Origin of the sequence: Clostridium sp. MCC328, from assembly GCF_018785465.1 — a bacterium.
GTDB lineage: Bacteria > Bacillota > Clostridia > Lachnospirales > Lachnospiraceae > Pilosibacter > Pilosibacter fragilis.
This window is the reverse complement of sequence record NZ_WQPW01000018.1, coordinates 157,084-170,387: the sequence shown is the minus strand read 5'-3', so window position 1 is coordinate 170,387 and position 13,304 is coordinate 157,084. Positions and strand designations below refer to the sequence as shown.

The 13,304-nt window shown below is 47.0% G+C and carries 13 protein-coding genes; 3 read left to right on the top strand and 10 right to left on the bottom strand.

From position 1 onward, the window contains the following. From GPK83_RS03950 to GPK83_RS03925, 6 genes are all read right to left on the bottom strand, one after another. On the bottom strand, positions 1-1,563 hold the full coding sequence (locus tag GPK83_RS03950) for a type I restriction-modification system subunit M (RefSeq protein ID WP_215704058.1): 1,563 nt from the start codon (positions 1,561-1,563) through the stop codon (positions 1-3). Next, positions 1,556-1,783, bottom strand: a complete 228-nt coding sequence (locus GPK83_RS03945) for a helix-turn-helix transcriptional regulator (RefSeq protein ID WP_015553550.1) — start codon at positions 1,781-1,783, stop codon at positions 1,556-1,558. The genes GPK83_RS03950 and GPK83_RS03945 overlap by 8 nt, the downstream gene beginning before the upstream one ends. 351 nt (positions 1,784-2,134) lie before the next feature. Beyond that, on the bottom strand, positions 2,135-2,902 hold the full coding sequence (locus GPK83_RS03940; RefSeq protein ID WP_215704057.1) for a nitroreductase family protein: 768 nt from the start codon (positions 2,900-2,902) through the stop codon (positions 2,135-2,137). 136 nt (positions 2,903-3,038) lie between these two features. Next, the gene (gene pepF, locus GPK83_RS03935) at positions 3,039-4,832 is read right to left on the bottom strand and encodes an oligoendopeptidase F (protein ID WP_215704056.1); all 1,794 of its coding nucleotides are present in this window, start codon (positions 4,830-4,832) and stop codon (positions 3,039-3,041) included. A gap of 325 nt (positions 4,833-5,157) precedes the next feature. Continuing rightward, the gene (locus GPK83_RS03930) at positions 5,158-5,832 is read right to left on the bottom strand and encodes an LrgB family protein (RefSeq protein ID WP_117552573.1); all 675 of its coding nucleotides are present in this window, start codon (positions 5,830-5,832) and stop codon (positions 5,158-5,160) included. A 2-nt stretch (positions 5,833-5,834) separates the two neighbouring features. Continuing rightward, positions 5,835-6,194 (bottom strand): CidA/LrgA family protein, encoded by a 360-nt coding sequence (locus GPK83_RS03925; RefSeq protein ID WP_015553554.1) that lies wholly within the window; start codon positions 6,192-6,194, stop codon positions 5,835-5,837. 292 nt (positions 6,195-6,486) lie between these two features. Between GPK83_RS03925 and GPK83_RS03920 the strand changes: the two genes are divergently transcribed. Continuing rightward, entirely contained in the window at positions 6,487-7,347 is an 861-nt protein-coding gene (locus GPK83_RS03920; protein ID WP_117552574.1) for a GNAT family N-acetyltransferase, read from the top strand. A 58-nt stretch (positions 7,348-7,405) separates the two neighbouring features. Here GPK83_RS03920 and GPK83_RS03915 read toward each other — a convergent pair whose 3' ends face one another. After that, positions 7,406-8,137, bottom strand: a complete 732-nt coding sequence (locus tag GPK83_RS03915) for a GTP pyrophosphokinase family protein (protein ID WP_015553556.1) — start codon at positions 8,135-8,137, stop codon at positions 7,406-7,408. Between the two features lie 446 nt (positions 8,138-8,583). Here GPK83_RS03915 and GPK83_RS03910 point away from each other — a divergent pair, with 446 nt between their 5' ends. Next, positions 8,584-9,426 (top strand): D-amino acid aminotransferase, encoded by an 843-nt coding sequence (locus tag GPK83_RS03910; RefSeq protein ID WP_117470720.1) that lies wholly within the window; start codon positions 8,584-8,586, stop codon positions 9,424-9,426. 200 nt (positions 9,427-9,626) lie between these two features. Here the strand turns inward: GPK83_RS03910 and rpoN are convergent, their stop codons facing one another. The 3 genes from rpoN to GPK83_RS03895 all read right to left on the bottom strand — a co-directional run bounded on the left by rpoN (position 9,627) and on the right by GPK83_RS03895 (position 12,000). Then, complete coding sequence (rpoN, locus tag GPK83_RS03905; protein WP_117503532.1) at positions 9,627-10,949, bottom strand: RNA polymerase factor sigma-54; 1,323 nt, start codon at positions 10,947-10,949, stop codon at positions 9,627-9,629. A 6-nt stretch (positions 10,950-10,955) separates the two neighbouring features. After that, on the bottom strand, positions 10,956-11,609 hold the full coding sequence (gene nth / locus GPK83_RS03900; protein ID WP_015553559.1) for an endonuclease III: 654 nt from the start codon (positions 11,607-11,609) through the stop codon (positions 10,956-10,958). A 139-nt stretch (positions 11,610-11,748) separates the two neighbouring features. Next, the gene (locus GPK83_RS03895; RefSeq protein WP_215704055.1) at positions 11,749-12,000 is read right to left on the bottom strand and encodes an acyl carrier protein; all 252 of its coding nucleotides are present in this window, start codon (positions 11,998-12,000) and stop codon (positions 11,749-11,751) included. A gap of 499 nt (positions 12,001-12,499) precedes the next feature. On the opposite strand from GPK83_RS03895, the gene GPK83_RS03890 reads away from it, so the two are divergent. Then, on the top strand, positions 12,500-13,192 hold the full coding sequence (locus GPK83_RS03890) for a hypothetical protein (RefSeq protein WP_015553561.1): 693 nt from the start codon (positions 12,500-12,502) through the stop codon (positions 13,190-13,192). Positions 13,193-13,304: the final 112 nt, after the last annotated feature.

The window sequence follows — 13,304 nt, the reverse complement described above, 5'->3', positions numbered from 1 at the left end:
TCACACCTCGATTTCTGCAATAATTCTATCAATCTCATCACGAAGCACCTGTTCACGAGCAACAATTTCTTTAATTTCAGCATTCAACTTCACAATATCAATTTTTTCTCTGGTATCCTCAGCTTCAACATATGTAGATACCGATAGATTATAATCATTGCCGGATACTTCCTCATAACTTGCCAGATGTGCAAAATGCTTTACTTCTTCCCTCTTTGCAAACGCATCTACAATATGCTCAATATTCTCTGGTGTCAGTTTATTATTGTTGGTAACCTTCACGCACTCATTTGTAGCATCAATAAATAACGTCTTATTATCTGTCTTATTCTTCTTCATGACCATGATACAGGTTGCAATTGAAGTACCAAAGAACAGATTACTCGGCAGCTGAATGATACAATCCACATAGTTGTTATCAACTAAGTACTTGCGGATTTTCTGCTCTGCACCTCCGCGGTACATAATTCCCGGGAAACATACAATAGCGGCAGTTCCGTTGGAGGCAAGCCATGACAGACTATGCATAATAAACGCCATATCTGCTTTACTTTTCGGTGCTAAAACTCCCGCCGGTGCAAAACGTGGGTCATTGATCAGCAGTGGATTTTCCTCTCCCGCCCATTTGATCGAATATGGCGGATTGGACACGATCAGCTCAAATGGCTCATCATCCCAGTGTTGCGGACTAATCAAAGTGTCTTCACATGCAATGTTGAATTTATCGAATCCTACATCATGCAGGAACATATTAATGCGGCACAGGTTATAGGTTGTAATATTGATCTCTTGACCATAAAATCCGTTGCGGATTGCATCTTTGCCAAGAACTTTCTCTGCTTTTAAAAGCAACGAACCCGAGCCACACGCCGGATCATATACTTTATTGATTTCTGTTTTTCCTACCGTTCCAAGCCGTGTAAGCAATTCTGATACATCCGCTGGAGTGAAGAACTCTCCGCCAGATTTTCCGGCATTTGATGCATACATCATCATCAAGTACTCATACGCATCACCAAACGCATCAATGGAGTGGTCTTTCACATCTCCCAGTTTCATTTCACCCACACCATTCAGTAATTTCACAAGCTTTTCATTACGTTTTGCAACCGTAGAACCCAATTTATTGCTGTTCACATCATAGTCATCAAACAGTCCGGCAAAATCACTCTCCGCCTCACTGCCTTTCGCAGATTCCTCGATATGACGGAATACCCGTTCCAATGTTTCATTTAAATTCTCGTCATCTGCGGCATTGGCCCGAACATTGCAGAACAGTTCGCTCGGCAGAATGAAAAATCCTTTTTCTTCTACAAGTCCCTCTCTTGCTTCCTCCGCATTTTCATCTGCCATTTTTGCAAAGTCAAAATCGGTATTGCCTGCATCGATCTCACCGCTATTTACATAATTACACAGATTCTCTGAAATATAACGATAAAACATCGTACCCAGAACATAATTTTTGAAGTCCCATCCATCAACTGCTCCGCGCAGTTCATCCGCGATTGCCCATATTGCACGATGCAGCTCATCACGTTCCTGTTCTTTTTTTGTATCAATCATTCCCTCTTCCTCCATTATCCTCTGGTACAAATTCCAAAATATCATCCACTCCACAATTTAAAACACGGCACATGCTTTCCACGCTTTCCAAAGAAATATATCCGTTTCGTTTCAAACGTGTGATAATATTAGCCGAAAAGCCAGCCTCCTGTTGAAGCTGCGCATTCGTCATATCTTTTTCTATTAACAAATGGAATAATTTTTTATAACTGACTGCCATACCATATCCTCCATTATTTTGTTAGCAGGTATATGTAAATATTATCACGACATCGTGAGTTTTTCAACGACCACGAGTTAAAAACAGCCACTTGAATTTTCATATTCAACCAAACTGGTTGTTGATCTATTATCTCGAAAATGATTTACTTTTACCAACACTTGCATGTATGGAAACTTATAGTGATTTATTTCAGAAATAAAGAAAAATAAAGCAGCGTTTACATCCGTACAAATCGTCCTCAAGTTGAGGACGATTTGCCGTATATGACTTTCCGAAATAAGTATACATAAAAGCGGCACCCAGTATTTACACCAGATGCCGCATCCTGTTATTTTCTATTTTCTTCCCTCAACTATGAAACACAATCGTACAGACATACTCCCCATTCTTATAATCCTTCTTAGCAAACTGCTCCTCCACCAGCGTCTCCATGTTCATCCAGTATTCCTCAGCAGCCAACATGATATGGGACAGCATGATTCCCATGTTGAACTCTTTTAATGCCTTTGCTCCTTTTCGGGAGAAAGGAGCGGTCTTTTTCATGAAGATGTAGAGGCGGTCGGAGTAAACGACGAATCGCCAGGGCTGGGAGTTGAAGGAAGACGGGGCGAGGCGGGCGGCGCGGAGGAGCGACTTTACCTGTTCTCCCGGTTCATCCTTGAAGGCACAGAGAGCTGCCAGGGAGTTTCTGTGGGCCATGGACGAATCGCGGAACGGCTTTGCGGATGCCTTGCCGAAGGCGATGACGAGAAAGCGCTTCAGTCCGTCTTTTTTATCCTCCCCTGCTTTTGTCGCGCCGAGATAGCAGGTTCCGAGTTCCTTTGATGTAAGGTAGAGGACTGCCTGCTCTGCTGCGTACCCGGCATTTCGCATGGAAAGGCGGTCGTCACCGCAATATACCGCAAGGTAATACGGCGCTTCCGTCTTCCAGAGTCCGTGGACTTTCAGCTTTTTGTCGGTGTTGTCCACGATCTCAAATTCTACCGGCTTTTCCTCATCTAAAAGCGCTACGGTTTTCAAATACCGTTTCAACGCTTCCAATCTCTCCGGCTCAATCTTTTCCATCCGGTATTCTCTGACGGAACACCGGTTAAAAATTGCCTCATAAATACTCATAACTACTCGCCTCTTCCCCTCATGCCGAATCTCTATCTCTTGATCGGCAAACACTGAACTCTGATTTCATAATTGATAAGCTCTGGCCCGCACTGCATTGGCACGGGCCAGAATCGCTTTTTCCAAACTTATTTTTTTACGCCAGCTCTTCCATCTCATCCAGCAGATCTTTAAACACCTTCACAGCCTCATTCACAACCTCCGGCTCTTCCATGTCAAGACCTACAAGCTTCAGTAATTCCACCGGTGTCCTGGAACAACCGCCTTTTAAGAAGCGGAAATAGCCTTCCTTCGTCTCCGGGTCGCCTGCCAGGATCCGTTTCGCGATGGCCATCGCCGCCGAAAATCCGGTGGCGTACTGGTACACATAAAACTGCATGTAAAAGTGCGGGATCCGCTCCCACTCGTGGTCGATGTCGGAGTCGATCACGGTCTCTTTCCCATAATACTCCGAATTCAGCTCATGGTAAAGACCACAGAGCAAATCTTTTGTGAGCGGGGTTCCATTCCAGGAAAGCTTATAAGTCTCCCACTCGAACTCCGCGAACAGGGCCTGACGGAAAAGTGTCGTGCGGAACCGTTCCGCAAGCTGGTTCACCAGATAAAACTTCTCTTTTCTGTCCTTTGCCTCGTTGATCATGTAGTTTAAGAGCAGAATCTCATTGCAAGTGGAGGCCACCTCAGCCACAAAGATCCTGTATCCGGCATAGGTATAGCTCTGGTTCTCGTTGGAATACCAGGAGTGAATGGAATGCCCCATCTCATGGGCCAGCGTGAGGACAGAATTCAATGTCCCATCAAAGCTCATCAGCACATACGGGTGAACGCCGTAAGCGCTGTTGGAGTACGCGCCGCTTCTTTTTCCCTCGTTCTCATAGACGTCGATCCAGCGGTTCTCAAATCCTGTTCTCAGGAGATTCAGATACTCCTCTCCTAACGGCTTCAACGCCTTTAAGATCAGCTCCTGCGCCTCCTTGTAAGTGTAGGTCTTCTCATAATCTTCCGTCAGCGGCACATAGAGATCATACATGTGGAGCTCAGAGACATTCATATAGCTCTTTCTGAATTTCATGTACCGGTGCATCAGCGGCAGAGCGTTATGGACGGACTCGATCAGGTTGTCGTAAACCTTTTCCGGGATCTCATTCCCCGCCAGGTACATGGCTCTTGCGGACGGATATTTTCTCATTCTCGCATAGAAATTTCCCTGCTTGACATTTCCCTCATAATTCGCAGCCACGGTGTTCGCAAACTGGCGGTAAGAAGCATACAGGGAGTGGAACGCCGCCTCGCGGACATCTCTGTCCCTGCTCTCGATAAGTTTTCCGTATCTCGCATGGGTCACATCCACAAGCTCTCCGTTTTCATCCTTCACCGGCTCAAATTTCAGATCCGCGTTGTTGAACAGGGCAAACACCGATGACGGAGTTCCGGAGATCTCAGAAGCCGCAGCTAAGATCGCCTCCTCCTTCTCCGATAACATGTGGGCCTTTTTCTCCAGCAACCGTTCCAGCTGCTTCTTATAGTGGGCAAGCTCCGGAGATGCAAGAAATCCTGCCATCTTCTCATCCGGGATACTTAAGATCTCCGGGTCTGCGAAGGAAGATGCCGCCATTGCCTTCACGGCCAGGGACCGGACTCTCGACACAAGCGCCTGATTTTCGCTGACCGAGGTATCCTGATCCCGCTTCTGCATTGCGTAAGCAGAAAGCAGGGAAAGCGTCTCGTCCACTGACTCATCATATGTCAGATAGTTCTTCAGGTATTCCGCGGAGTTTCCAAGTTTTTCCCGGTATGCCTCATACTCCTGGATCCGCTCCTCCACACCGTCCATGAGTTCCTCGAACTTTTCCGGTGATTCGATCATGTCCTCCAGTTTCCAGGTATCCTGTTCTTCGATCTCTGAACGTTTCTTTACACTCTCAGCCATGGCTTTCTCTCCTTCTTAAATCAGATCTTTTTCATGATCTAATTTTTGCACAATCCCGCGCAAAAATCCATCCCATTTTTAATTTTTTCTCAAATTATTGCGTGTCCCCCCACTCCGTTCATCACGAAGCAAAGGTCATGAATGTTCACCAGTGACAGAATTCAATGTTGGTATATTTCGTTTATAAAAGAATGTGCCCTGATACATTGATTTGCCCCGCACAGCCACGTACAGCAGCTTACACATTTGCGCAGGTTCATGCATTCAGGACACATTTCTCCATTTATTGGTCGGACCAATGCAGCTATAAAAATACGTCTAACGATCAGATCAATCCCGACATGATCGGCACGCTCACAACCGTCATAAGTCCTGCTACCGCGATAGACAGGCTGCTCATGGCACCTTCCACTTCACCAAGCTCCAGGGCCTTTGCTGTTCCAATAGCATGGGCGGATGTTCCCAGTGCCAGGCCTTTCGCGATCGGCTCCTTGATTCCGATGAGCTTGAACCAGCCGTCCGCAACGATATTTCCAAGAATTCCTGTGATGATGATGCTCACGATGGTCATGGTCACGATCCCACCTGCTTCCTCAGATACGCCCATTCCGATCGCTGTGGTGATGGACTTCGGAAGCAGGGATACATAGTGCACATGTTCCAGCTTAAAGACCATGGACATCACATAGACGCTGACAACGCTTCCGATGACACCCGCGGTGATCGCCGTCGCAACAGCCGTCAAGTTTCTCTTCAACAGTTCCAGCTGCTTGTAAAGCGGGATCGCAAGGCATACCGTCGCCGGGGTCAGAAAATAGCTGATATAGGACGCTCCCTCATTATAATCCGTGTAGGTGATCCCCGTGGCCTTTAAAAACGCGATTACGAGAATGATCGCCACAAGCAGCGGATTTAACACCGGCCAGCCGAATTTCTTCTTTAATTCCATACCGATCAGGTATGCGAAAAGACTGACAAATACTCCAAAATATAACGGCATCTCTATTTCTCCCCTTTCTTCTGTCTCTTGATGATCCACTCTGCCGTTACTCCGGTGATGGACATGACGATGAATGTGGTCACGAAGGTAATGATGAGCATCGGGATCATGACAGCCTTCAGCTCTTCGATCTTATCAATAATTCCCACAGCCGCCGGGATAAACATCACCGGCATCAGATCCAGAAGCAGGTTTCCCGTAACTTCCACGTCAGAGAGCTTAATGATTCCGCTGCACAGACCGCCAAGAAGAATGAACAGACCATATACTCCGGCAGGTACCGGAAGCGGAATGAACTTATTTAAGAGTTCTCCGACCATTGTGATCCCGAAGATGATCACAATTTCCTTCACGTACTTCATAATGTTTCCTCCTCATTTTGTTGTCTCACGCAAAGACTAGCAACCATTTTAGCACCGCTTATGCGGAACGGCAATAGAAAAAAGCACGGAATTTTTCTTGAATTGGTCGATTTTTCTGTATATACTTATGTTCATGATATTGGAGACAAAAAGCTTTTACTCTCTCCGATACAGGATCACTCCGCACTGCGTGCTCTGGCAATCCGCAAAGCATTCCACTGCCCGGAATCAGTATGGTATTCCAGTAAATGACTTTCGGAAATTTTCCGGCTTTTTTCAGGAGGATTTTTTTATGAAATTACACAGGGTCCATTCCCTTGATTCTTCCCAGATCAGACAGCTCCAAACCATGGTAAATAAATGCACCGATTCTGACAGAACCAGACTTTCGTTCCCGTTTGATGAGGCTGATCTCTTTCTCTATTTTGAACACGACGGTTCCATCGTCTCCGCCATCGCTTTTATCCCTATAGAGGGCCTGCTCTATGAATGCTCTGCCTTCACGGATCCGAAGTTTCGCGGTCATGGACTCTTTTCTGGGCTTCTGGATGCGGGAATCGATGAACTTCCGGAAGATTCGGAGTTGATTTTTTATGCGGATAAGAGAAATTCTGCCGCTGCTGCCGTTCTGGAGGCGATCGGAGCAGAAATGAATTCCGAAGAACATATGATGAAGCTACTGCCAGAAAACTTTTCCATCACTGACTGCCGCTCCAGCCAGACAGGATCCGATGTCAGTGCCCTTGATTTAATTGCTGATATTCACTCGGAATGTCTGAATCTTGACGGCGCTCTGACTCTCCGCTTTCACTCTGACCACGCCGTTATCAACTTCTCCGTCTTCCCTTCCCACTACTACCTCTATGGCTTTGAAGTGGAAGAATCCTGCCGCGGTAAGGGATATGGGACAAAGTTTTTAAGTACAGTACTTGCACAGTTGCTGAACGGTAACGCAGCCGCCATCGAGCATTCACCACTTTCGCCGGAAACTTCGTACCATATTTCAGACGTGAGAAGCGCAGGTGCCGCTGCTGACAATACTGCCCCACGCCCGGTCCTTCTCCAAGTATCCGGCGGCAACGCCCCGGCTCTCACCCTGTACAAAAAAACAGGGTTCCGTATCACCGAAACCCTGTGCTGCTATCTCTATTAAGTTATACCTTATCGGGACTGCTGTGGACTTTACGCTTCCGAAGTCCCCGAACCGCTCCTTACATCGGATCCTTATCGAACTGGAGCAGATTTTCCTTACTCTCCCGGTCCTCGATCTTCCGGCGGAGCGACAGCATCTTTAGATCTGTCTGCGCGATCACCTCAGCGCATTCCTTCAGCTCTTCACTGATCTCACTTGCATCTTCCACATCTTTCTTATACTTCATCTGGTGGTCCAGACTAGCCCAGAAATCCATCGCGATGGTCCGGATCTGGACCTCCACGCGCATATTTTCTTTCCGGTCGGAAAAGAATACCGGAACTTCGATGATCATATGGTAACTGCGGTATCCGTTGACCTTCGGGCATCGGATATAATCCTTTACCATAAGGACATTGATATCATCCTGGCGTGCTAACATCTCAGCCACCGTATAGATATCGTCCACGAAGGAACAGATCACGCGGATCCCCGCCACATCGTAAAGGTTCTCCCGTACCGATTTTACGGAGATCGGGAAACCGCGGCGGTGAAGCTTCTCAATAATACTCTCCGGCTTCTTCACTCTGGATTTGATCATCTGGATCGGGTTTCTCTGATTCCGGATCGCCAGATCATCGTTCAATACCTCTAATTTCGTCTTCACTTCCCGGATCGCACATGTGTAACGCATATTCAATTCCCGGAACTGACGTGCCTCATTTAAAAAACTCTCCGGGATCTCGATCGTTCCCGGCGCGTTGACAGCAGACTGATACAGTTCGCCGTTTGGGTTCATACTGATGTTCATTGGTAGCTTCCTGCACTTTCCTGATTTTATTTATACCGGCAGATCTTGTCCAGATATCTGCCGCCATGCCGCGAAAAGCTGCTTTGCTTCCGCCCTGCAAGATTTTCATAATTACGCGTAACTGTTCAGTACCCTCACAGTTACGCGCAAAAATCCATTCCAAATCGGCTGCGCCGATAGGATTTTTGCCTTCCAGCCTAATTTTTCTTACGGTCAGCGCAGTAAATGCGCAGACCTACTGAACAGTTACAATTATTCTATATTATACATGAAATTCTCACATATGACAATGGGAAAATATAGGGCGTTTTATACAATACGTCCAAAAACATTGGCTGAAATGCTTCCTCTTTCCTTTACTTTCCTCCTGTTCCATGCTATGATAGCAATAGAATAATTTCAGTTATATCCGAAAAAATTTTTCGTGAATTCAGGAGGAAATGTAAATGAAAACACTTGGCTACTACAACGGCAAATTCGGGCCTCTGGAAGAGATGACCGTTCCGATGAACGACCGCGCATGTTACTTCGGAGACGGAGTATACGAGGCAACGCTGGCAAGAAATGGAAAGATCTTCGCCCTGAAAGATCATCTGGATCGTTTTTTCAACAGCGCAGGTCTGATCAAGATCGATATTCCCTATACTAAAGACGAGCTGGCAGCAATTCTCTATGATATGCTGGCAAAGATGGACGATAAGGATATCTTCATCTACTGGCAGATGACCCGGGGAACCGGTATCCGTCAGCACCAGTTCCCGGAAAAAGGAACAAAGCCGAATCTCTGGATCTTCATGAAACCTGGAAAACCGGCCGACTCCGGCAAACGCTTAAAGCTCACTGATATGGAGGATACGCGTTTCCTGCACTGCAATATCAAGACTCTGAACCTTCTTGTCAACGTCATGGCTGCAGAGAAAGCGGAGTCCCTCGGATGCGGCGAATGTGTCTTCCACCGCGGCGATATCGTCACTGAGTGCGCCCACAGCAACGTCTCCATCATCAAGGACGGCGTATTTAAGACCCACCCGACAGACCACTATATTTTACCGGGAATCACAAGAATGCACATCATCCAGATCTGCAAGGATAACGGAATCATCGTCGACGAGACACCATTTACCATGGCAGAACTCATGGATGCCGACGAGATCATTGTCTCCAGCTCCACAAAATTCTGCTCCCCGGCCTGCGAGATGAATGGCACTCCGATCGGAGGAAAGGCACCGGAGTTAGTGGATCTGATCCAGAAGAAGTATACGGAAAAATTTGAAAATGAGACCATGTAAATGATCAGGGGCTGCCGCTCAGCGATATTCACATATCACTGAGACGGCAGCCCCCATTTTTATCCGTAACTGTTCAGTACCCTCACAGTTACATACAAAAATCCATTTCAGATCGGCTACGCCGATGGGATTTTTACCTTCCAGCCCAAGTTTTCTTACGGTCAGCGCAGCAAGTGCGCAGACCTACTGAACAGTTACCCTTATCCATCTTTTCTCTGGAACACGCCTCCAATTCCAAGTTCCATCCGGTACTTGGCAACGGTTCTTCTCGATATCGGCATTCCTGCATCCTGTAAAAGACCCGCGAGCTGTTCATCGCTCCAGGGCTTTTTCTTATCCTCCGCCGCAACCAGTTCTTTCAGCTTTGTCTTTACTGTATTTCTGCTCACATCGCCGTTTCCGTCCGATGAGACGATTCCAGTCGTAAATAAGCTGCGGAACAGGACACATCCCGACGGCACTCTCAGATATTTGTCACGGATCGCGCGGCTGACCGTGGATTTGTGGATCTCCAGTACATCGCCGATATCCTCCAGTGTCATCGGTTTCAGCTGACCTTTTCCGAGGAAATAATCTTCTTGTCGTTTCAGGATTTCCCGTGTGATTCCCAAAATTGTTGTTCTGCGCTGCTCCACCGCGTTCATAATAAAGCGGGCTCTGCGCAGTTTATTCTCAAAATATGATTTTAATTCCTCATCCTGGGCGGTCTCCATCATATGAATGTAGAAATCGCTGACCTGGAGATTTCCAGTCCATTTATCATTCAGTTCGATGTTCCACTGCCCATCCTGAAACTCCAGGATCACATCCGGGAGAATATATTGGGCTTTCTCACCGCCGATCCCATTTAATGGGCGCGGATTTAAGTTCTTGATCACATGGATCAGTTTTCTCACCTCTGCTGAAGAGATTTTCAAGCCCCGCGAGATCGTGCTGATCTTTCCTTCCGCGATGTCTTGGAGATGGTTCCTTATTATGTCGGACAGGAGTTCTTCCTCGTCCATCCCACGAACCTGCATCAGAAGACATTCTTCAAGTCCTGACGCAAAGAGTCCCTGCGGCTCCAGCTCCTTCAACATAGAGAGAACTTCCTCCACCTGTTCTTCCGCAACTCCAAGATCTTTCGCAATATCTTTAGGCGGAATCATCAGATATCCACTCTGTTCCAGGGACTGGATACAGAAGTCCACGATCTTTCGTTCCGTCTCCCCGATCTGCTCCCACTGGAGCTGCGTATTCACAAGGTCTTCCAATGATTTCTCGCTGTCCTCAATCTCGTACAGCTCATTTTCCCTTCTCTCATCCCGGTCTGTACCATTGTAAAACCGTTCCGTCTCTTTATAGGTAATCGGCGCTGCTTCTTCTTTTCCCGATGTATATTCCACCAGCGGATTTTCGATCTCCTCATTCTGCAGAAAATCCTTTAACTCCGTCATGGACATTGCCAGAATATTCAGAGACTCTACCTGAAGCTGCGAAAGCTGCTGCTTTGTCTGCAATGAAATTCCTGTCTTTATCTCCATGTCTCTTTACTCCACTCCGTTCTTCTCACAAAATTCTGCCAGACAGCATTTGTCACAGTACGGTTTCGTCCGCGCTGTACAGACAGCCCGGCCATGTTCTACAAGTCTGTGGCAGAAATCATTGCCCTCTTCCGGCGGGATGATCTTCCAGAGAGCCATCTCCACTTTTTTCGGCTCCTTGATCCCGTCCACAAGACCGATCCGGTTCGTCAGGCGGATACAGTGGGTATCAGTGACGATCGCCGGTTTCCCGAATACATCCCCCATAATAAGGTTTGCACTCTTTCTTCCAACGCCCGGAAGCTTTAAGAGGGCATCGAAATCGTCCGGTACGTTTCCGTGATACTGCTCGTAAAGAATCTTCATGCAGGCGCTGATGTCCCGGGCCTTGCTTCTTCCAAGGCCGCAGGGGCGGACGATCTCCTCGATCTCGTCCACATCTGCTTCCGCCAATGCCTTCACATCCGGAAACTTTTTGTAGAGATCCTGGACTACCACATTGACTCTGGCGTCGGTACACTGAGCCGCAAGACGGACACTGACTAAAAGTTTCCACGCCTCGTTGTAATCCAGGGTGCAGCCGGCATCCGGGTATTCTTTTTTTAATGCCGCAATCACTTTTGCCGCAAGTTCCTTCTTTTCTTCAAGTGTTTTTTCCATATGTATGCTCCTGTATATTTCCTGCCTGTTTTCCCCGCATGTCCAAAATCAGCTGCCGTTTATGTTTTTCATAGACACCAGCCAAAATTTTCTTCGGCAGTTGTTCTAGAATTTGATGCTGTCCGCAATTTTCTGGCAGTCAGTTTTTCTGATTCAGCTGATCCAGCATGTCCTGGACCGTCATATATTCCACATGTTCCGGCATCTCGATCGTCACGCCGAACCGGTCATCCACTTCCGATATAAAGTATACGATCAGGAAGGAATCAAGCCCGAGATCACTGATCAGAAATGCGTCTTTTTTGATCGGTGTGTCGATGTACGCTTCCAGGATCTCTCCGAGAATTTTCAGTTCTTCCTGTTCTGTCAGATCATTTTTTTGAGGATCCATTTATCCACCTCCGTTTATGTGCTCCCAGGATCTGAAGATCCAGGAAGACGAAGTTACGTTCCTTTTAGTATAACGCTGAAATGTCTGGTTTACAATGATTTTCCTTTCAAAAAGATGCCGCATGCCAAATCGGCAAAATCCACTACCACTACTGTCCTGTACGGAATTTTCAGTTCAGAAAATTCCTACCCGTGTACAGTAATCTGCAATGCACACCAGTATGAAATTGCTTGCCGCCGCGAACATCTATGCCAGGCATATGGATGTGCCAAGACATATTTAGAACATGATTTTCCGAGATATAAAACTCGTTCCACTATAAGAAATCCCAGGTTCTGCTGTCCTGTCATAACTCCGATTTCTGTTAAAATTACTTCTCAAAATTTGAATATTTTGGAAAAAGGTATGGACGAAACATGATTTTTGTGAGAAAATGAAACGGGTATGATGTGATTTTTTTAACGAGCATTAAGAACCATATATTGAAAGGAGTCTCAACATGATTTATTCACATGAAGTAGAACAGATGTGCACGGTTGCGCAGGGCGTGAACCATGGCGCAGCTCCGATCCCGGAGGAAGCGAAATGGGTACAGTCTAAGGAAATCAAAGATATTTCCGGTCTGACACACGGTATTGGCTGGTGTGCTCCGCAGCAGGGTGCCTGTAAGCTGACCCTGAATGTAAAAGAGGGTATCATTCAGGAAGCACTTGTAGAAACCATCGGATGTTCCGGTATGACCCACTCCGCAGCTATGGCAGCAGAGATCCTTCCGGGCAGAACGATCCTCGAAGCATTAAACACAGACCTTGTCTGTGATGCGATCAATACAGCAATGAGAGAGCTCTTCCTCCAGATCGTTTACGGAAGAACTCAGAGCGCATTCTCCGAAGAAGGACTTCCGATCGGCGCAGGTCTTGAGGACCTCGGTAAAGGTCTCCGTTCCCAGGTTGGTACCATGTACGGTACTTTAAAGAAAGGACCGCGTTACCTTGAGATGGCTGAAGGCTATGTAACCGGTATCGCTCTTGACGCTGAGGACCAGATCATCGGTTACCAGTTCGTAAACCTTGGCAAGATGACTGACTTCATCAAAAAAGGCGACGATCCGACAACTGCTTACGAGAAGGCAAAAGGACAGTACGGCCGCGTAGCAGATGCAGTGAAGATCATTGATCCGCGTCAGGAGTAAAGTAAAATTTCACGCCTTGTGGGAAATTTTACGCTACGCAAACGGAGCAGCGCGGAGTTCGCGTTTCCCGTTTTCACAAAGAATAACTGACGTGACATTTCCGTGAGGTTTA

Bases quoted from the DNA above. Each gene is read 5' to 3' on its own strand.
- GPK83_RS03950 (WP_215704058.1), bottom strand. From the start codon at position 1,563: ATGATTGATACAAAAAAAGAACAGGAACGTGATGAGCTGCATCGTGCA.
- GPK83_RS03945 (WP_015553550.1), bottom strand. From the start codon at position 1,783: ATGGCAGTCAGTTATAAAAAATTATTCCATTTGTTAATAGAAAAAGAT.
- GPK83_RS03940 (WP_215704057.1), bottom strand. From the start codon at position 2,902: ATGAGTATTTATGAGGCAATTTTTAACCGGTGTTCCGTCAGAGAATAC.
- pepF (WP_215704056.1), bottom strand. From the start codon at position 4,832: ATGGCTGAGAGTGTAAAGAAACGTTCAGAGATCGAAGAACAGGATACC.
- GPK83_RS03930 (WP_117552573.1), bottom strand. From the start codon at position 5,832: ATGCCGTTATATTTTGGAGTATTTGTCAGTCTTTTCGCATACCTGATC.
- GPK83_RS03925 (WP_015553554.1), bottom strand. From the start codon at position 6,194: ATGAAGTACGTGAAGGAAATTGTGATCATCTTCGGGATCACAATGGTC.
- GPK83_RS03920 (WP_117552574.1), top strand. From the start codon at position 6,487: ATGAAATTACACAGGGTCCATTCCCTTGATTCTTCCCAGATCAGACAG.
- GPK83_RS03915 (WP_015553556.1), bottom strand. From the start codon at position 8,137: ATGAACATCAGTATGAACCCAAACGGCGAACTGTATCAGTCTGCTGTC.
- GPK83_RS03910 (WP_117470720.1), top strand. From the start codon at position 8,584: ATGAAAACACTTGGCTACTACAACGGCAAATTCGGGCCTCTGGAAGAG.
- rpoN (WP_117503532.1), bottom strand. From the start codon at position 10,949: ATGGAGATAAAGACAGGAATTTCATTGCAGACAAAGCAGCAGCTTTCG.
- nth (WP_015553559.1), bottom strand. From the start codon at position 11,609: ATGGAAAAAACACTTGAAGAAAAGAAGGAACTTGCGGCAAAAGTGATT.
- GPK83_RS03895 (WP_215704055.1), bottom strand. From the start codon at position 12,000: ATGGATCCTCAAAAAAATGATCTGACAGAACAGGAAGAACTGAAAATT.
- GPK83_RS03890 (WP_015553561.1), top strand. From the start codon at position 12,500: ATGATTTATTCACATGAAGTAGAACAGATGTGCACGGTTGCGCAGGGC.